At 63.8% G+C, this 17,578-nt stretch carries 16 protein-coding genes; 9 read left to right on the forward strand and 7 right to left on the reverse strand.

The genetic code is table 11. From position 1 onward, the window contains the following. Positions 1-22 precede the first annotated feature (22 nt). From IEY62_RS17655 to IEY62_RS17665, 3 genes are read right to left on the reverse strand one after another with little or no spacing between them, the layout of a single operon-like run. Positions 23-1,309 (reverse strand): extracellular solute-binding protein, encoded by a 1,287-nt coding sequence (locus IEY62_RS17655; RefSeq protein ID WP_189020262.1) that lies wholly within the window; start codon positions 1,307-1,309, stop codon positions 23-25. 4 nt (positions 1,310-1,313) lie between these two features. Next, positions 1,314-2,660, reverse strand: a complete 1,347-nt coding sequence (locus IEY62_RS17660) for a sulfatase family protein (protein WP_189020264.1) — start codon at positions 2,658-2,660, stop codon at positions 1,314-1,316. A gap of 2 nt (positions 2,661-2,662) precedes the next feature. Further along, complete coding sequence (locus tag IEY62_RS17665; protein WP_189020266.1) at positions 2,663-3,709, reverse strand: hydroxyacid dehydrogenase; 1,047 nt, start codon at positions 3,707-3,709, stop codon at positions 2,663-2,665. 134 nt (positions 3,710-3,843) lie between these two features. Here IEY62_RS17665 and IEY62_RS17670 point away from each other — a divergent pair, with 134 nt between their 5' ends. Next, a complete protein-coding gene (locus IEY62_RS17670) occupies positions 3,844-4,980 on the forward strand; it encodes an ROK family transcriptional regulator (protein WP_189020268.1) in 1,137 nt (378 codons plus the stop codon). Positions 4,981-5,042: 62 nt separating this feature from the next. On the opposite strand, the gene IEY62_RS17675 is transcribed toward IEY62_RS17670, so the two are convergent. Both IEY62_RS17675 and IEY62_RS17680 read right to left on the reverse strand, forming a co-directional pair. After that, complete coding sequence (locus IEY62_RS17675) at positions 5,043-7,055, reverse strand: NHL repeat-containing protein (protein ID WP_189020270.1); 2,013 nt, start codon at positions 7,053-7,055, stop codon at positions 5,043-5,045. A gap of 183 nt (positions 7,056-7,238) precedes the next feature. Beyond that, positions 7,239-8,072 (reverse strand): helix-turn-helix transcriptional regulator, encoded by an 834-nt coding sequence (locus tag IEY62_RS17680; RefSeq protein WP_189020272.1) that lies wholly within the window; start codon positions 8,070-8,072, stop codon positions 7,239-7,241. A 112-nt stretch (positions 8,073-8,184) separates the two neighbouring features. Here IEY62_RS17680 and IEY62_RS17685 point away from each other — a divergent pair, with 112 nt between their 5' ends. Further along, positions 8,185-9,036 (forward strand): phytanoyl-CoA dioxygenase family protein, encoded by an 852-nt coding sequence (locus IEY62_RS17685; RefSeq protein ID WP_189020274.1) that lies wholly within the window; start codon positions 8,185-8,187, stop codon positions 9,034-9,036. Between the two features lie 20 nt (positions 9,037-9,056). Here the strand turns inward: IEY62_RS17685 and IEY62_RS17690 are convergent, their stop codons facing one another. Then, on the reverse strand, positions 9,057-9,989 hold the full coding sequence (locus IEY62_RS17690) for an NAD-dependent epimerase/dehydratase family protein (RefSeq protein ID WP_189020276.1): 933 nt from the start codon (positions 9,987-9,989) through the stop codon (positions 9,057-9,059). Positions 9,990-10,132: 143 nt separating this feature from the next. Here IEY62_RS17690 and IEY62_RS17695 point away from each other — a divergent pair, with 143 nt between their 5' ends. The 7 genes from IEY62_RS17695 (at position 10,133) to IEY62_RS17725 (ending at position 17,142) form a co-directional block, all read left to right on the forward strand. Further along, the gene (locus IEY62_RS17695) at positions 10,133-10,864 is read left to right on the forward strand and encodes a TetR/AcrR family transcriptional regulator (RefSeq protein ID WP_189020279.1); all 732 of its coding nucleotides are present in this window, start codon (positions 10,133-10,135) and stop codon (positions 10,862-10,864) included. 17 nt (positions 10,865-10,881) lie between these two features. Continuing rightward, the gene (locus IEY62_RS17700) at positions 10,882-11,673 is read left to right on the forward strand and encodes an oxygenase MpaB family protein (RefSeq protein ID WP_189020281.1); all 792 of its coding nucleotides are present in this window, start codon (positions 10,882-10,884) and stop codon (positions 11,671-11,673) included. Then, complete coding sequence (locus tag IEY62_RS17705) at positions 11,666-12,556, forward strand: DUF817 domain-containing protein (RefSeq protein WP_189020283.1); 891 nt, start codon at positions 11,666-11,668, stop codon at positions 12,554-12,556. Before IEY62_RS17700 ends, IEY62_RS17705 begins: the two co-directional genes overlap by 8 nt. 313 nt (positions 12,557-12,869) lie before the next feature. Continuing rightward, positions 12,870-14,735: a molecular chaperone DnaK gene (dnaK, locus tag IEY62_RS17710; RefSeq protein WP_189020286.1), complete on the forward strand. Its 1,866-nt coding sequence runs from the start codon at positions 12,870-12,872 to the stop codon at positions 14,733-14,735. Positions 14,736-14,737: 2 nt separating this feature from the next. Further along, on the forward strand, positions 14,738-15,397 hold the full coding sequence (locus IEY62_RS17715) for a nucleotide exchange factor GrpE (protein ID WP_189020288.1): 660 nt from the start codon (positions 14,738-14,740) through the stop codon (positions 15,395-15,397). Between the two features lie 312 nt (positions 15,398-15,709). Then, positions 15,710-16,690 carry a DnaJ C-terminal domain-containing protein gene (locus tag IEY62_RS17720; protein ID WP_189020290.1) on the forward strand — a complete coding sequence of 327 codons (981 nt, stop codon included), beginning with the start codon at positions 15,710-15,712 and terminating at the stop codon, positions 16,688-16,690. Between the two features lie 11 nt (positions 16,691-16,701). After that, positions 16,702-17,142 (forward strand): heat shock protein transcriptional repressor HspR, encoded by a 441-nt coding sequence (locus tag IEY62_RS17725; RefSeq protein ID WP_189020293.1) that lies wholly within the window; start codon positions 16,702-16,704, stop codon positions 17,140-17,142. On the opposite strand, the gene IEY62_RS17730 is transcribed toward IEY62_RS17725, so the two are convergent. Beyond that, a complete protein-coding gene (locus tag IEY62_RS17730; RefSeq protein ID WP_189020357.1) occupies positions 17,139-17,543 on the reverse strand; it encodes a hypothetical protein in 405 nt (134 codons plus the stop codon). The two genes, IEY62_RS17725 and IEY62_RS17730, sit on opposite strands and share 4 nt — an antisense overlap. Positions 17,544-17,578: the final 35 nt, after the last annotated feature.

Raw genomic sequence — 17,578 nt, forward strand, 5'->3', positions numbered from 1 at the left:
ACCAATCGGTGGTTGGGCTTACTCAGGATGCCGAGCGCTGCAGGATGCCGCGGGCTTCTTTGGCGGCACGCTCGAGGGCTTCCTTCGCGCTGACATCGCCGCGGAGCGCAGCTTGGATGTTCGGCGCGAGGGCGCCCATGACCTGGCGTGCAACCGGGGACGGTTCGCCGGGGTTTGCGGACTTCAAGGCTTCTGCCATGGCGAGGGAGTCGGCATCAGTGCCCAGTGCGGCGGCGTCGCTTCGCGTAGGCAGGTTACCGGCAGCGGCGTTGAGTGCCTTCTGTGATTCAGCCGAGCTCAGGTAGTTCATCACCTTGTAGGCAGCTTCGCGGTTCTCCTTCTTATTAATAGAGGTCAGTGCCAGCAAGCCGGGATTGCCGTAGGTCGCCTGGACTTTGCCCTGCAGCGGGGCGCCGAGAGCAACATTGTCGGCGCCGAGCGCGGCGCGCATCTGCTTCAGTTCCGGGAGGGACGTCGTGGCGCGCATCGCTGCCTTGCCGGTGGCAATCGGCGCACCTTCAACCTTGGGGCCATCGGTGGCGGCATCCGCCGGAAGCCCGCCGAGCTTCTTGAGGTCGATCAGCAGCTGGAGCGCCGAAACACCGGCTTCTGAATCGAAGGCGATGTCCTTGGCGTCATCGGTGAACACCGTTCCGCCGGCCTGCCACAGCAGGGGATAGAAGGACAGGTTCAAGGTTTGTTCGGGGCTGCCGGCGTAGTCCATTACGGCGATGCCCTTCTCCGCCAGGATCGGTGCCGCGTTGCGGAGATCGTCCCAGGTCTTGGGCAGCGGCAGCCCTGCGTCGGCGAAGATTTTCTTGTTGTAGGCAGTGGTGTTGATGTTTTGGAACAGCGGAACGCCGAACACTTCGTTGTCGAAAGTTGCTGCCTCCAGCGTGCCGGGGTAGAAGTTGTCTTTGTCCTGCTCAATGGCCTTGTCCACAGGCAGCAGCCCGCGCACGTTGCGGTAGGTGGCTGCCTGGTCAGGCGTAATAAGGACGACGTCGGGTCCGGAGCCTGCGGCCAACGCCGCCGAGATCTGGGCATCCCGCTTGTCGAACGTCTGGAGCTCGATGGTCAGGTCGATTCCCGGGTTGGCTTTCTCGAAGCTGGCCTCAGTGTCCTGCCAGAACTTCTTGCTGGCGGTCTCGTCCTTGATGACGGGGTACATCCAGAGCGTCACCTTGCCTGTGGCCGGTCCGCCGTCGGACGTTGGGGAACCGGAGGAACCGCAGGCGGTGAGTGTCAAAGCGGCGGTGACGACGGCGGCTGTCGCCAAAGCGGTGCGGTGCATCTTTCGAATGAACATGGGGCTACTTTCGGGTGAGGGTGGCTTCGTGGATCGCGTCGAGCGCGAGCTGGTGGCGGCTGGCTGCTACAGGGGCGGTGAGGAGGGGGTCGTCACAGTCCCGCATCCAGTCGAAGAGTGGAGCGGAGAGGTCCGTGAGGATCTCCGCTTGCCCCGGATGGTCGGCGATGTTGTCCAGTTCCTCAGGGTCCGATGTGAGGTCGTAGAGTTCCAGGGCCGGGCTGGTTCCGATGGTTGGCCCGCCAAGGTCTGCGGGCAGGCTGCGGTGAATCCAGGATTGTGTGGGATCCATGGCTCGTGGTGCGTTGGAAAAATTGACGATCAGCTTGTGCGTGGATGTCCGCACTGATCGCTTGGGGTCGTAATAGGTGTGGTGGCTCAACTGGCTGAAACAGTGCGTTCGCGGCGCCTCTCCTGCTTCAACTGCGGGCCGCAGGGTTGTCCCGGCGAGGTCCTCCGGACAAGGGACATCGGCCAGCTCCAGCAACGTGGGCAGCACGTCCACGTGACTGACGATGTCCTTCACACGTCTCCCGGACCATGCCGCGTTTCCGGGGTGGCGAAGCATCAGCGCAACGCCCAGTCCGGCGTCGTACAGGGTGCATTTGGCGCGGGGCAGCGCGAGCCCGTGGTCGGTGGTGAACAGCACCAGGGTCTGGTCGCGGAGGCCAAGCGAATCGAGTTCCGAGAGGATGCTGCCCACGCCTTCGTCCATGTGTTTCACGGCGCCTTGGAGTTCGGCGATCTCTTCGCGGGCGCCGTCGTCGTCCACCAAATGCGCTGGGACGGTGTGGCCCAGAGTGACATCCGGGTTCACACCGTCGGCAAGGAACCCCATCACGCCCGGGCGGTCCCGATCAGACGGCACCCGGTGGGGTTCCGTGAAACCAACCTGCAGGTAGAACGGACGGTCGCTGACGGACATGCGGCGCAGGGCGTCGGTTGCGCGGCTTACGACGACGTCCCGCGCGCCCCCCGTACGGGCGCGGTCGAAACCGAGCCTGCCCGCAACCACGTCATCCGCCAGCACACGCGATTCGTGGTGCACACCAACCAGCTCGGTCTGGTAGCCGGCTGACTTCAACCTGTAGGCGATGTGCGCTTTGGGTTCCTTCAGATCCCAGCTGAAGGGTTCATGCGTGAGTCCCAGGACACCGTTGCTTTGGGGATAGGTACCGGTGAAAAGCGAGGCGCGGGCCGGGCTGCAGTGCGGAGCAGTAGCGAAGGCCTGCTCGAAAAGCGTGGATTCATCGGCGAAGGAGTCCAGATGCGGGGTTGACACCGTTTCCACTCCGTAAGAGCCAAGGAAGCGGCCCAGATCGTGGCAATGGATCAGGAGGATGTTGCGCATGGTCAGCCCATCCGTTCGAGGTCGGTCCGGGTGAGGGCATGTTCCATGGGTTCGCCGTTGATAAACCGGCGCAATTCGTCAACCACAATGCCGCCTGCCCGCCGCCGGGAGTCCACGGTGGCTCCGCCCAGATGGGGCGTAAGGAGCACATTTGGCAGGGAGCGCCAAGGATCGTTTACGGGGAGAGGCTCTTGGCCGAAAACGTCGAGCGCGGCATCAATTCGTCCCGAGTAGACCTCTTTGTACAAGGCATCCATGTCCACGATGGTGGATCGGGCCGTGTTCACCAGCGCTGCCCCATCCGGAAGCAGGGCAAGTTCCGCCGCACTGATAAGTCCGGCGGTTTCGGGGGTGGCCGGAGCGTGGACGGCCACCACGTCGCTGTGGGCCATGAGGTCGGTCAGAGTGGCCGAGCTGGCCGCGAGGGGGTCGCCTTTGATCAGGTACGGATCGTAGACGCACACGCGCGCGCCGAGTGCCCGGCATGCCTCGATGTACCGGCGGCCTGTCCTCGATGCTCCGACGACGCCGATGCGGGCGCCGGAGATTTCCCGTGCCCGTTGGACGTTTCGGGCGTCATCCCAGGTGGCCCCCGTGCGGAGGCTGTGATCGAGCTGGTGGACGCGTCGCAGCAGGGCCAGGGTGAAGGTGAGCGAAAGCTCCGCGACGGCCGGGGCCATTGCTGCGCCCGCTTGGGAGATGGGGATGCCGGTGGTCCAGAAGTCCTCGCTGACCAGAGCGTGCAGCGATGACGCGGCATGGACAACGCACTTGAGGTTCGGCGCCGCGGCCAAATGTTCGGCGTCGAGTCGGGGGAATCCCCAGGCGGTGATGAACGCATCCTTGTCTGCGGCAGCAGTCGCGAAAGCATCCAAGGACTGGAGTCCGGCCGGGGCGATTTCCGTGACCTCGCCAAGTTCTTTGAGGGCAGAGCGGGTTTCGGGGGAGATGAAGGCATCCCGCTCAGCGTCCGGGATGCTCAGCAGGATCCTCAGCCGGCTTGCTGTGGGAGGCGAAGAAGTGGATGCAACGCCGTTGTTGATGTTCATGGGACCGAGATTGCCAGTTTCAATATCTTTTGTCAATGACTAAAGTAAGTACAATAAAAGGTATGAAGACATCCGGGCAGCAGATGCCAGAATGGGGGAGATCCCTTGCGACGCAACAACAGGAGCCACGAGCCATGAAGCCACGCGCAGGAAGCAAGGCCCTGATCCGCGAGATCAATGAGGCGCTGGTACTGGACATAGTCCGGACACAGGCGCCGGTATCCCGCGCCCAAATCACGGTCCAAACCGGTCTGAGCGCAGCCAGCGTCACGGGGATCACGGGCAAGCTTGTGCACGCCGGGTTGCTGGTGGAAACCGAGATTGCGCCCAGCACCGGTGGCCGTCCGGCACGTCTCCTGGAGCTGGGGCGCGAAGGCGTCTTCGCGGCAGGGGTGAGGCTGTCCGCCACGGAGGCGCACGCCGTCGTCGTCGATTTGCGCGGTGGCGTGGTGGCCACCTACAGCGAGCCGATGCCGTCTGCCGGTCCTGACGATGCGGCAGCGGCCGCGGCCCGGGCTGTCAGCGCCGCTGCGGGCGGGATGGGGTCCAGGCTCATCGGGGTGGGAGTTGCCGTTTCCGGGGTAGTGGACCAAGCCGGCGGTCTGGTGCGGCACAGCGGCGCGATGGGCTGGACTGACGTCAAGTTCCAAGTGCTCCTTGAAGAAATCGCGGACCAGCCGGTCGTCGTCGACAGCTACGTCAACGCCTACGCGCGGGGGCTCTTGTTCGACGACGTTTCCAAAGGGCGCGAGATGCTTATTTTCAGCGTTGGAACCAGTTTGGGTGCCGCCGTCGTGGTTGAAGGCCGCATCCAGCGCGGCTTCAACGGCGCCGCCGGAGGTTTCGCGCATTCGCGGGCGATTACCGGACCAGGGCCGGCCAGGCCGTGCCACTGCGGTGCGGAAGACTGCTTCGAAACCCGGGGGAGCCTCTGGGGCATGCAGCGCGAACTGGAGCGGAGCGGCCAGGACCGGCAGATAGACCCCGACGGCGACTCCGGACTGATTGCCGACGCCGCCCTGCATCTGGGTATCGGCATGGCGAATGCTGCCAAGATCCTGGGTCCGGAACAGGTGATCGCCGGATTTGCTCCGGAAGCCGACCTTGGCACTTTCGCGGAACAGACCAAGCGCGCTTTCCTGACTCAGTACCACCACGCGAATACTCCGCCTCCTTTGTTTGATGCAGCCATTGCAGATCCCGTAGCGGTGGCCCGGGGTGCTGCGTGCTCGGTGCTGGCGGGACTGTTTTCCGCCGGCCCAACTGGGTAGCAGCAAATGCCGTTCTGAGGGCTCAAAACGGCATCTGCTGCTACTTACTTGGGTTACGTGGCTTACCGGCGCATGGTTTGCATCGCCTGCTGATCGTCTATGCGGACAAGGTTGGGTCCCCGCAGGGTGTAGAGCAGGCCGTCCTCATCGGCGGTGATGTGGGGTCCGCTGTACCAGCCGCCATTAATGTCTGCCACAACAACCGAGACAGCAAACGTGACCGGGTCAATGCGGAAAACAGTGGTGTCGGAAACGCCGTACACAATTCCCCTGCTGACTTGGAGGGCCCCGAAGTCCGTGCACACGCTGCTCAGATCGCCCCGGTGGACCACCTGGCGGCTGTCCAGGTCAATGACGAACAACCCCGCGGCCTTGCGGGACATGCCGTAGAGGAACTTGCCATGGATTGCCATGGCCGCAATGCCCTGGGTCTGTCCCGGATCCAGGCGCCACAACTCCTGGTTTGCCACGGGGTCCCAGGCCACTACCGTGCTGCGTGGCCCGGTGCTGTAGATGTTGTCACCACCGAGGTAGGCCACGCCGTCCTTCGTGGCAACAGCGCGGACCATCTGGAGGGCATCGATCGGGTTGACCTTGGTGATGACCTGGGTGGTGGAAGGTTTGTACGCGGCGAAGCAACCGCCGCCGCCGGTATCGTTCTGCGCACCTGCAATAACCATCCCGTTGACGGCATCCCAGCAAACGTCCAAGGGCCGGTTCTGTCCTGCCGGGAGTGCAGCGACCTGGTAGGGCAGCTGGCCGGTGGCGGGGTCGTAGGAGTAGATACCGCGTGAGTTGTACTGGCCCGTGTAGAGGATTCCGCCCACAACGATGGCATCCTTTGCCTCACCCGTGGCCCGAAGATACGACACCTGCTCTGAGGCGAGTTGATGACGGGCAATGGTTCCGGTGCCGCCCACATAAACGTCCCCCGCGCCTGCAGCCAGGCCCATGCACAGTTGGGGGCCACCTGGGGCCCCGGCGTCCGTGAGGTCATGTTTGATGGCGGTTTTCGCCACGGGGTCCACTTCGATGACGTCGTAGGAGGAAACCGTGAGCGCCTTGTTTCCGTACACATCCAGACCCCACATGGCCCCGACGTCTTCCGTCAGAATCTGGGTGATCTTCTTGGTGACCATGTTGTAAGACCACACGCCCGGTTCCTTGACGAAGAAGACGTCGTTGCCCAGTTGCCTGAACATGACGCCCGTCTTGGCGATGATGGTGTACTGGGCGTGGTTGGCAAGGTTGATCAGCACGGACTTGCCGGGCCCCTTGACCCCCACTCCGAGCTGCCCGTTGAGCACGCTGAGGGAGGTGACCGAGACACCGGTTGCTACTTCGGCCGGAAGGATGTTTGTGGATGTCCTGGTTGTTCGATTGAACGCAAAGAGACGAGCCGGACTGGAGCCATTCCCGCCGCCAAGGGTACTGCCGGTGCCGAAGTACACGGTGTCAGCGGTCGCGGCAACAGCCTGCGCAATGGTTGCCCCGGGGTCCGGGACGCCCCAGCTGGTCATCGCTTCGGTGCCGGGATCGTATTCCCATAAGGACGGTGCGTTGGTGGTCAGCCCGCCGCCGGCCAGGTACACCTTGCCATCCGGGGCTACGGCGAGCGCACGGATGTCGCGGTCGCCGGTTTCGCCGACGCCGACTGCCGGGACGTTGGGAGTGCTGAGGTCCCAACGGTAGAGGTTCGGCTTGCCGTCGATGCCGTCGCGGAGCACGCCGGCGTAGAGATAGCGGCCGGTGGAGTCGGCCGCGAGCGCCTGGATACTGTAGCCGGAACCCAGATCCGTGCGCGAGGTGATGGTGCCTGTGGGCAGGTGGAAGCCGATGATCCGAACAGGGTTGAGGTTGCGTGATCCGATGTAGACCGTGTCTCCCACAAGCAGCGAACTCATGAGTGAAAACTGGACGACGGCGGGTCCCAGGTCGGTGATCTGCGGTGCTGCAGTGTTCAGCGGCCGGGCGGCCTCTGCAGCGCCGGGCGACATTGCTGACAGCGCTACGGCGAGTCCGCCGATGCCCCCGGTCTGCAGCAATTGACGGCGATTGATGGCGAAGGTGGACATGGAAGGTTCTCCTCATTGAGTATCCCGTGGGGGTGGATTCAGGGCGCTTGGAGCGGTCCGGATCCGCCCTGTGCACTTCCCTCAGGGTTCCAGCCAGGAGCCGGCAAATCCATGATTCGAACAATTTCAGACATTTGAGCGGTGCCCGTCCTTCGCCGGTTTTCAGCTGTCAGGACAGCCGCCTCAGGGCAGGGGCGCATCCCTGTGGTGCAAGCGGCGGAACCGGCTCGGGGAGTAGCCGGTCTTCTTGGTGAAGAGCCGGCTGAAGTAGGCGGGGTCGTCGTAGCCGGTGAGCGTGGCGATCCGCTGAACGGACAGGGCCGTATCGGCAAGGAGTGACTGGGCGCGGGATATGCGCAGTTGCAGAATGAGCTCCTTGGGGCCTGCTCCTGTGGCGGCGTGAACTACCCGCCGCAGGTCCGGGACGGACACCTGAAGTGATGCGGCCAGTTGGGACAGGCCAAGTGGCAAATGGGCCAGTTCGTGAAGCGTGGCGAGGAGTTCGTCGTCTCTGCCGGGAAGGCCTGGTTCCGTGGTGCGCCTGCCGGTTTCCACGAGGATTCTTTGGCAGAGCACCGATGCCTCCAGGTCTCCCTGGCGGCCAGCGGTTGAGAGCGCGGCCCGCAACTGCGGAAAAAGTCCCAGTCCTTCCTCATCCGCCGGACCGTCAAGCTGGACCAAGGGGCGGGTTCGGGTGAAGCCTCCCAACTCCTCCATCGCCCGTGCCATGGGTCCGGTGAAGAGCAGCCAATGCTCTTTCCACCCGTGGGGCCCTGGTCCGTAGCCGTGGCTTACGCCGGGAAAGAGCCAGATGACCGAGGGAGCCTGGACCTCGTATCGCTTGCCATCCATCGTGAAATGACCGGACCCGCCGGAGACCAGCACCATTGCGTGACTGCTCAATGTCCGCTCGGAAAAGGAGGGCAGAACACCGCTTTGTTCACCGGCGCCCAGGCACGCCAAACCCAGGTCCCGTAGCGGTTGGGCGGGTTGCCGGTAGCTTGACCAATTGTCCATGGCCTTCAATGTTGCCCCTGCCAGCACAATGAAGACAAGGCCCATGAAAGTCCAAGTGTCAGGGAACAGGAGTCCATTCACTTCCTTGCGCCCCGCTGACACTGTGGTAATTATGTTGACCTCGAATGGCCACGTCCTGGACGAATCGGAAACCCGCCTGGCTGAACTTGAACCGGTGCCCTCTTCCGAGCGCGGTGACCGCGACGCGCTTTGGGCAAGACTCCGCCGGGACGGATACCTGTACTTGAAGGGCCAGTTGACCCCGGAGCGCCTCCTGGACTTCCGGGAGTTCTACTTTGCTTCGTTGGGCGAGGCAAACGTGTTCGCACCCGGCACGGACCCTCGTGACGGCATCGCAGCGGAGGGGGACGTGGACAGGGCTGCCTTGCGCCGGGGAGTGTTTGACCACGTCGTCCCAGGTCCGGAGTATCAGGCGCTGTGCACGGCTGAAGGGATTGCCGATTGGTTTGCCTGGTTTTTGGCGGACGAGGTCCATTTGCACCGGCGGAAGATCATTCGCCATACCAAGCCCGGTGAGAGCGGCATCGGTACGGCAACCCAGGCGCACTACGATCTTGTCTACCTCCGGGAGGGCAGTGATCGTGTTCTCTCCATGTGGATTCCGCTGGGCGATTGCCCCCGTGAGCGCGGCGGTTTGGCCTACCTTGAGGGCAGCCACCACTGGGTGATGGCCGCGGAGCGGGAGGGGACGTTGAAGATGCCTGCCGCGTCCATCACCGCAGACCTCCCCGGGTTGGCCAATGAGCGGGACGCCCGGTGGCTCGTGACCGACTACGAGGTTGGCGACGTCGTGGTCCATTCCGCGCATATTGTCCACGCGGCTTTGGACAACACGGACCGTGGAGGCATCATGCGCCTGTCCACCGATATCCGTTACCAGCGGCTCAGCGAACCTATTGATTGGCGCTGGCAGGAGCACTGGAATTACGACGACGGCCTCTGAGCCGCCGCTGTGCGGCACCTCTACCTGGGCTGCTGGACCGCGCCCCGCCACCACGCCACCGTGGCAGCCGTTGCTTCGGCCAGGGGAGTGGGTTCGAGCCCGAGGAGCCGCTGGCTTTCCGAGGAATCCATGACGAACGGCCGCTCGAATTGGTACAGCATCTCTGCCAACTCGCGCATGTCAGTGGAGACAATGGCGGCTATCCGGAACACCCACCCAGGTACAGCGCTCACCTTCGGTGCCGACAAACCCGCGGCCGCCGCCTGGGCAGCTGCCATTTCGCTGTGTGTGACGGCGGGTCCTGTGGGGGCGTGCAGCACGGTGTTCCACAGTGCGGGCTTCTTGGCGGCGGCAATCATGGCTGCTGCGAGGTCGGGAACGTAGGTGAAGGAGTGCGGCTGGCGGGCGCTTCCGATGACCTGCACTGCTTTGCCCGCCAGGATGGGCGTCACCATGCGCTCCCCGGCGTGGGCCATCTTCACGCGCGGTCCGAAGAAGTCGCCGGCCACGACGCTTACGGTATCGGCTGGATGTGCTTGCCGTGCTTTCAACAACGCGGTCCGGATTCCGCGTTTACCGCCGGTCGCCGAGCGCGGCCCGGCTTCTGTCATGATGCGGTCGGGCTCGCTGTAGGCGTACAGGCTTTCGGGGAAGACGACGACGGCGCCCGCGGCTGCCGCTGCATCCATCACCACTTGCTCGGACTTGGGGAGTTCAGCAGCCCACGCTGATGCCCGGTACGCGGATCCGTGGATGCAGTGAAAGACGGCGGTGGCACCGGTCATGGAGTTGGCCAGTTGCTTCGGGTCTGAGGCATCCACCCGCATCCTTTCCACCAGGGGATGCTCCGGGCCGCTGCCCGAACGGGTCAGGATGCGTACTTGGTGGCCTTGTTCTGCGAGCTGTTGGGCGACTGTGGATCCAACGGGTCCTGCTCCTGTGACGACGTACATGGGTCCTTCTTTCGGGGTGGCGGGATCAAAAATCGAAACTGAGAGCACTGCTCTCTAAATCCAGAATGGGCACTCTTCCCCGCAATGTCAAGAGCACTGCTCTCATTTGTTGACGTCGCTCTCTCTTGTGGCAAGCTGGACCCATGCCGCCCGCCGAAACGTCAAAGAGCAAAGCAACGACTCCGCGCGAGCGTGCCCGTGCCCAAACCCTGGTCGACATCGTGCGCATCGGGCGGGAGCACTTGGCCGTCCATGGCGCCGCTGCCCTGTCCCTGCGTGCCGTGGCCAGGGACCTCGGAGTGGTGTCCTCCGCCGTGTACCGCTACGTGCAGAACCGCGACGAGCTCCTCACGCTCCTGCTCATTGACGGCTACAACGAGCTCGGCGACCATGTGGACGCGGCCGTGGACGCAGTTCCGGACGATGACTTTGCCGCGCAATTCAAGGCGCTCGGTCACGCCGTCCGGCATTGGGCTCTCCGTGAACCCGCCAGCTATGCCCTCCTCTTCGGCAGTCCAGTGCCCGGATACCAGGCTCCGGGGGAGCGCACCACCGTCCCCGGAACCCGGGTCATCTTCCGGTTGGTGGGCATCTTCGACGCCGCCCAGCGGGCGGGTGCCCTGGACGCCCAGGTGGGTCCCGCCGTCGTGATTCCTCCGGCGTTGGCGGCGGATCTGGAGGCCATCCGCTCTGAACTGAACCTCTCGGTATCGGATTCGTCGCTGGCGCGCGGGGTGCTGGTGTGGACGTCCGTTTTCGGGGCGATCAGTTTCGAGGTTTTCGGTCAGTACGGTCAGGACACCTTCAAGGCCCGCGACGAGTTGTTCGAGCACCAGTTGGCCGTGCTCCAGGGCGTCGCCGGGCTCCAAGGCTAGGGCGCTAGAGTATTCGGATGGCTCGAGGACTGGCGGATATTGGTGCGGAGGGCGTCCTGCTGGCCGGCGCGGGGCGCGCGATTCTCCTGCAGATCGCCAATCCGCGCGTGGGCCACGGCGTAGCTGAGCACAGCGACTTCGCGGAGCGCCCCATGGACAGGCTCCGTGCCACCATGACCTACGTATACGCGGTGATCTACGGTTCCAAGGAACAGCTGAACGCCGTTCGACGCGCCGTCAACAGGGCGCATGCGCCGGTCCGCCGGGGATCCGATGCCACCTCCGCGGGCTACAGCGCGTTCGACGCCGAGTCCCAACTTTGGGTGGTCGCCACCCTGTACGACACCGCCGTTACCGTGTACGAGAAGGTCCACGGACCGCTCGACGACGAAACCGCCGGCAACATCTATCGGGACTATGCGCGGATAGGGACGGCGCTCCAGCTTCCGCCCCAAATGTGGCCACGCGACAGATCCGCGTTCGCTGAATATTGGGCCGCCCAGGTCGACGCGTTGCGGCCGGACGCAAAGGCCCTCAAGGTCGCCAAGGAACTGCTGTATCCGGCCGGCGGTCCGCGGTTGCTCCGCCTGGCCATGCCGCTGGCCCGTTTCCTCACGGCCGGTCTCCTGCCTGAGCACGTCAGGGAAGCTTTTGGTTTCGAATGGAGCCCCGGACAGGCCCGCCGCTTCGAGCGGACCATGAAGGGCCTGGGCCGTGTCTACCCGCGGCTGCCGCAGCGGATCCGGCACTGGCCACGTGACTACTATTTGAAGCAACTCGCCGTGGATGCTGGGGCGACGCATGCGTAATTTCACATCGGTGGAGCAGTCGATCGACCAGGCCGCCCACCGCTACCTGGACCACGTCCGGGGAAGCCGTTTCCAGGCGGGACTCACTGAATTCGTGGTTTTCGGTTTGAAGCAGGCCTGGGCGTGTGTGTTCGGCGCCGCGCTGCTTGCGGTGATCATCGGCGTGCGGCTCTGGTATCCCTCCGATGCCGGCTTGGCCAGCAACGATTTCCTGACCATCGCTGCCGTCGTTATTCAGGTCCTGATGATCAGCTTCAAACTTGAGACGCTGCGTGAACTGCGGGTGATCCTGCTTTTCCATGTGGTGGGGACGGTGATGGAGCTGTTCAAGACGGACGTGGGCTCGTGGGCCTACGAGGCTGAGGGTGTCCTGCGGATCGGGGCGGTGCCGCTGTTCAGTGGCTTCATGTATGCGGCCGTGGGCTCCTACATGGTGCGGGTCTTCCGGCTGTTCGACCTCCGCTTCGACCGCTACCCGCGCCGGTGGATCACGGCCCTCGTTGCCGGCGCAATCTACGTCAATTTCTTCTCGCACCACTACATCCTTGACCTGCGCTGGGTGCTGCTCGCCGCCGTCGTGCTTGTCTACGGGCGGTGCATGATGCACTTCAGGGTGTTCCGGCGTCGCTTCCGAATGCCGATTCTGGTGTCGTTCCTGCTGGTGGCGTTGTTCATTTGGTTCGCCGAGAACATCGGCACGTGGTCGCGTGCATGGCTGTATCCGAACCAGCTCAACGGTTGGCAGGCGGTTTCCATCGACAAGCTCCTGGCGTGGTTCCTGCTGATGATCATCTCGGTGGTGCTGGTGGCGTGGGTGTACAAGCCGGAACCGCTCGGGTCCGCTGACGCCACCCAAACGGCTGACGCCACCCATATTCAATAGTGACACCCGGATATGGGTGTCGCCGCTCCGAGTGAGTGACGCAGTGCATTTTGCGCGTCATGAGGCTTCGCTGCCAGTTCACCGTGGGCGAAACCAGCCCGAAAGCCGCGTGATTCCGGGACTTTCTTGAGCCCTCAGGGCAAAGTTGAGCGCACTTGACTCAACTTTGGATTGACATCTTTCTGAGGCTGAGTACAGTTGAGTGCAGAACGCTCAACTAGCCGATTGTTGAGCAGGCTCCCTGCAGGTCAACCGCCCAGCGGACCACTGCCAGGTGCAATCTCCAACATCGGCCATTGAAAGGAAACAAGATATGTCACGTGCAGTAGGTATCGACCTCGGAACCACCAACTCCGTGGTCTCTGTTCTCGAAGGTGGCGAGCCCACCGTCATCGCCAACGCAGAAGGCGGCCGCACCACGCCGTCGGTCGTTGCGTTCTCCAAGTCCGGCGAAGTCCTGGTTGGCGAAATCGCCAAGCGCCAGGCCGTCAACAACATCGACCGCACCATCGCTTCCGTCAAGCGCCACATGGGCACTGACTGGAACGTCGCCATCGATGACAAGAAGTACACGCCGCAGGAAATCTCCGCGCGTATCCTCATGAAGCTCAAGAACGACGCCGAGAGCTACTTGGGCGAAAAGGTCACCGACGCTGTGATCACCGTTCCGGCATACTTCAACGACGCCGAGCGCCAGTCCACCAAGGAAGCCGGCGAAATCGCAGGCCTCAACGTCCTGCGCATTGTCAATGAGCCCACCGCGGCTGCACTGGCCTACGGCCTGGACAAGGGCAAGGAAGACGAACTCATTCTGGTCTTCGACCTCGGTGGCGGTACCTTCGACGTCTCCCTCCTCGAGGTTGGCAAGGACGAAGACAACTTCTCCACCATCCAGGTCCGCGCAACCGCCGGTGACAACCGCCTCGGTGGCGACGACTGGGACAACCGCGTCGTCGAGTGGCTCCTGAGCCAGCTCAAGGTCAAGGGCATCGACCTCTCCAAGGACAAGATCGCCCTCCAGCGTTTGCGTGAAGCTGCAGAGCAGGCCAAGAAGGAACTGTCCTCCTCCACCAGCACCAACATCTCCCTCCAGTACCTGTCCGTCACCCCCGACGGCCCGGTCCACCTGGATGAGCAGCTGACCCGTGCCAAGTTCCAGGACCTCACCAAGGACCTGCTGGACCGCACCAAGAAGCCGTTCCACGACGTCATCGCTGAAGCCGGCATCAAGGTTTCCGACATCGACCACATCGTCCTCGTCGGTGGCTCCACCCGTATGCCTGCTGTCTCCGAGCTCGTCAAGGAACTCGCCGGCGGCAAGGAGCCCAACAAGGGCGTCAACCCGGACGAAGTTGTGGCCGTTGGTGCCGCACTGCAGGCCGGTGTCCTGAAGGGTGAGCGCAAGGACGTCCTCCTCATCGACGTCACCCCGCTGTCCCTCGGCATCGAAACCAAGGGTGGCGTCATGACGCACCTCATCGAGCGCAACACGGCCATCCCCACCAAGCGTTCCGAGACCTTCACCACCGCAGACGACAACCAGCCGTCCGTGGCCATCCAGGTCTTCCAGGGCGAGCGTGAATTCACCCGCGACAACAAGCCGCTGGGCACGTTCGAACTGACCGGCATCGCTCCGGCACCGCGTGGCGTCCCGCAGGTCGAGGTCACCTTCGACATCGACGCCAACGGCATCGTCCACGTATCCGCCAAGGACAAGGGCACCGGCAAGGAACAGTCCATGACCATCACCGGTGGCACGGCACTGTCCAAGGACGACATCGACCGCATGGTCCGTGAAGCCGAAGAGCACGCTGCAGAGGACAAGGCCCGCCGCGAAGCTACGGACACCCGTAACTCCGCAGAGCAGCTCGCCTACTCGGTGGACAAGCTGATCGCCGACAACGACGACAAGCTGCCGGAAGAGGTCAAGACCGAGGTCAAGGCCGACGTCGACGCCCTCAAGTCCGCGCTGGAAGGCACCGACGACGCCGCCGTAAAGACCGCGTTCGAGAAGCTCCAGGCCTCCCAGACCAAGCTCGGTGAAGCCATCTACTCGCAGGCCTCCGCAGCTGACGCTCCGGGTGCAGGCGCTGAAGGTGCTCCGGCCGGTGACAAGGCCGCCAACGACGAGGACATCGTTGACGCCGAAATCATCGACGAAGACGAAGCGAAGAAGTAGCCATGCCTCATCACGGCAACGAAGCAGAGCACTCAGAAGGCAACGAGCAACGCAAGCCCGTAATCCGGGACAACCGCAAGGTTGACCCGGAAACTGGGGCAGCGCGCCACCCTGAAGGCGAAGCTGCGGCTCCCGCCGAAGGCAACGCCGCTCCCTCGGACGGCGACGCCCTCTCCCAGGCTGAGGAAATCCTCAACGGGGTAGAGGTGCCGGCTGAAGAGTCGGTAGCCTCCGGTGCCGCAGCTGAAGCCCAGGCAGCGGAGCTCCGCAACGATCTCCTTCGCCTCCAGGCTGAGTACGTCAACTACCGCAAGCGCGTCGAACGCGACCGCGCCGTAGCAGGGGAAATGGCCGTCATCGGCGTCCTGAACTCCCTGCTCCCGGTGCTGGACGACGTCGACGCCGCACGCCAGCACGGTGACCTCGAAGACGGCCCATTCGCCGCGATCGCCACCAAACTGGAAAACGCGTTGAAGACGTACGGACTGGAACGCATCGCGGATACAGGAGTCGAATTCGACCCCACCATCCACGAGGCACTCATCCAGCAGCCCGGCGAAGACATCCAGGTGGACACTGTCAGCCAGGTGCTGCGCTCGGGATACCGCTCGGGTGAGCGGGTCCTCCGCGCAGCCCAGGTGATTGTCGCGGTTCCGGCGTAACTAGCAGCGCGAAGCGAGACAAGGGGCCCCGCCCCTACGCCGGGTGGCTTGGGATCTTCGATCCGAAGCCACCCGGCTCCGGTAGCGGATATTGGCCTTCCCAGCACTCGCAAGCTCGTGCCGGGACCCTCGGCCAGATCCTTGGAAGCCATTCCCGGGCCCCTTGTCCCGCTCTGCTCCGGCTGTCGGGTCACCTAAGGTGAGATGACCGTAGCGCAGCTGGATAGGGGGCCGCGGCGTGGCGGGCATCGCGAAGCGGGCACGGCCCCCTATCCAGCGAAGCGCAAGCTTCAACAACGAAAGGAAACGCTCTTGGCCAGCCAGGACTGGGTTGAAAAGGATTTTTACGCGATCCTTGGTATTGCCAAGGACGCGTCCGACGCGGATATCAAGAAGGCTTACCGCAAGCTTGCCCGGCAGTACCACCCGGATACCAATGCCGGGGATGCTGCCGCGGAGAAGAAGTTCAAGGACATTTCCGAGGCCTACTCGGTGTTGTCCAGTCCTGAGGACCGCCAGCAGTATGACGCCATCAGGGCCATGGGTGGCGCTCGGTTTGCACCTGGTGCCGGCGGCCGCGGTGGCCCGTCGGGTGCCAACGGTGGCTTCGAGGACCTCTTTGGCGGCCTGTTCGGTGGCGGGCCTGGGGCCCGTCAGCCTGCCGGCGGAGGTATTCCTCCGGAGTTTGCCGACTTGTTCGGTGGTGGTTTCGGCGGTGCAGGCCAGACCGGCTTCCAGAGGGCTCCCCAGAAGGGATCGGACCGCACGGCCACTACCACCATTTCGTTCGCCGGCTCCATCAAGGGCACCACTGTGAGCCTGCGCGAAAGCAATGGCAACGTGATCGACGTCAAGATTCCTGCCGGGATCAAGGACGGGCAGAAGGTCCGCCAGCGTGGCAAGGGCAACGTAGGCCCTGCCGGGAACGGCGACCTCATCATCACGGTCAGTGTGAAGCCCCACGAATTCTTCCAGCGCGACGGCGACAACATCCGCATCCACGTGCCCGTCACGTTCGCGGAAGCGGCGCTCGGCGCCACCATTGAGGTTCCAACGCTCGACGGCGACACCGTCAAGTTGCGCGTCCCGGCGGGCACACCCGCAGGCCGCACCCTGAGGGTCAAGGGCCGGGGTGTGAAGACGTCCAAGGCGACAGGCGACCTCCTGGTGACCATCGACATCGCGGTTCCGCAAAACCTCAATAAAGAGGCAGAGGAAGCTGTCAAGGCCTTTGCTGCTGCCACCACTGACGCCAACCCGCGTCGCGACCTGGCCGCGAAGGCCCGGTTGTAAGGAGGCAGGTCATGGCAATCGACGTCAACCAGCCGATCTTTGTCATCTCCGTCGCGGCGGAGCTTGCCGACATGCATCCGCAGACGTTGCGCCAGTACGACCGTCTGGGCATCGTCTCGCCCAGCCGCGCGCCCGGGAAGTCGCGTCGCTACTCCCAGAACGATGTCAATAAACTGCGCGAGGTCCAGCGCCTTTCGCAGTCCGGTGTCTCGCTTGAAGGCATCAAACGCATCCTCGAGCTCGAGAACCAAGTGGCCGCGCTGCAGTACCGGGTGGCTGAACTGACCGAGGAACTGTCACGGCGCCGCACGCCGATGGACGCGCGCATCTTCGCGGCAGGCGCGGCGGGCGACGTCGTCAGCCTTACCCGTGGGCAGCGTCCCCGGGGCCGCTCCCAGGCCGTTGTGGTGTGGCGCCCGCGGCCGGCGGACGAACGCAGGAACGGGAGTTAGTCCCGCGTCCGGTCCCAGCTGACAACGACCCGGGCAGCGCCGGTTTCCGTGCGTTCAACGTTGGTGACAATCTGGGACTCTTTGGCCCCCATGTCGCGGATCCGGCGTCGGTAGTCCTCAACGTGAGCCTGAAGGGACTCTTCCGTCCATTCGCCTGGACGCATCCTGGTGGAAATCTCTACCGGCTCTTCCCGGGGCAAGATCTCCGCGGGTTGCCGTTGGGGTTCCTTGGCTGGCTCAGGTTCGCCGGGCGGCACCAGCATTCGGATTGCGAAAGCGCCGCCTGCTATGCCGGCGACGAGGCCTGCTGCGATCAGCAACAGTGTTCGTCCCCGTTTGCGGTTTCCGGGGGCGTGAACCTTTGCTATGCGAGTGGGCGTGGCGGTCGATTTCTGGGCCATGGGAAGAGGCAACCTTCCGATCGGTGGTTCGTTGT

Origin of the sequence: Paenarthrobacter histidinolovorans, from assembly GCF_014647595.1 — a bacterium.
GTDB classification, from domain to species: domain Bacteria; phylum Actinomycetota; class Actinomycetes; order Actinomycetales; family Micrococcaceae; genus Arthrobacter; species Arthrobacter histidinolovorans.

Bases quoted from the DNA above. Each gene is read 5' to 3' on its own strand.
- IEY62_RS17690 (WP_189020276.1), bottom strand. From the start codon at position 9,989: ATGTACGTCGTCACAGGAGCAGGACCCGTTGGATCCACAGTCGCCCAA.
- IEY62_RS17655 (WP_189020262.1), bottom strand. From the start codon at position 1,309: ATGTTCATTCGAAAGATGCACCGCACCGCTTTGGCGACAGCCGCCGTC.
- IEY62_RS17730 (WP_189020357.1), bottom strand. From the start codon at position 17,543: ATGGCCCAGAAATCGACCGCCACGCCCACTCGCATAGCAAAGGTTCAC.
- IEY62_RS17725 (WP_189020293.1), top strand. From the start codon at position 16,702: ATGGCAATCGACGTCAACCAGCCGATCTTTGTCATCTCCGTCGCGGCG.
- IEY62_RS17705 (WP_189020283.1), top strand. From the start codon at position 11,666: ATGCGTAATTTCACATCGGTGGAGCAGTCGATCGACCAGGCCGCCCAC.
- IEY62_RS17685 (WP_189020274.1), top strand. From the start codon at position 8,185: ATGTTGACCTCGAATGGCCACGTCCTGGACGAATCGGAAACCCGCCTG.
- IEY62_RS17665 (WP_189020266.1), bottom strand. From the start codon at position 3,709: ATGAACATCAACAACGGCGTTGCATCCACTTCTTCGCCTCCCACAGCA.
- IEY62_RS17695 (WP_189020279.1), top strand. From the start codon at position 10,133: ATGCCGCCCGCCGAAACGTCAAAGAGCAAAGCAACGACTCCGCGCGAG.
- IEY62_RS17660 (WP_189020264.1), bottom strand. From the start codon at position 2,660: ATGCGCAACATCCTCCTGATCCATTGCCACGATCTGGGCCGCTTCCTT.
- dnaK (WP_189020286.1), top strand. From the start codon at position 12,870: ATGTCACGTGCAGTAGGTATCGACCTCGGAACCACCAACTCCGTGGTC.
- IEY62_RS17675 (WP_189020270.1), bottom strand. From the start codon at position 7,055: ATGTCCACCTTCGCCATCAATCGCCGTCAATTGCTGCAGACCGGGGGC.
- IEY62_RS17700 (WP_189020281.1), top strand. From the start codon at position 10,882: ATGGCTCGAGGACTGGCGGATATTGGTGCGGAGGGCGTCCTGCTGGCC.
- IEY62_RS17680 (WP_189020272.1), bottom strand. From the start codon at position 8,072: ATGGACAATTGGTCAAGCTACCGGCAACCCGCCCAACCGCTACGGGAC.
- IEY62_RS17715 (WP_189020288.1), top strand. From the start codon at position 14,738: ATGCCTCATCACGGCAACGAAGCAGAGCACTCAGAAGGCAACGAGCAA.
- IEY62_RS17670 (WP_189020268.1), top strand. From the start codon at position 3,844: ATGAAGCCACGCGCAGGAAGCAAGGCCCTGATCCGCGAGATCAATGAG.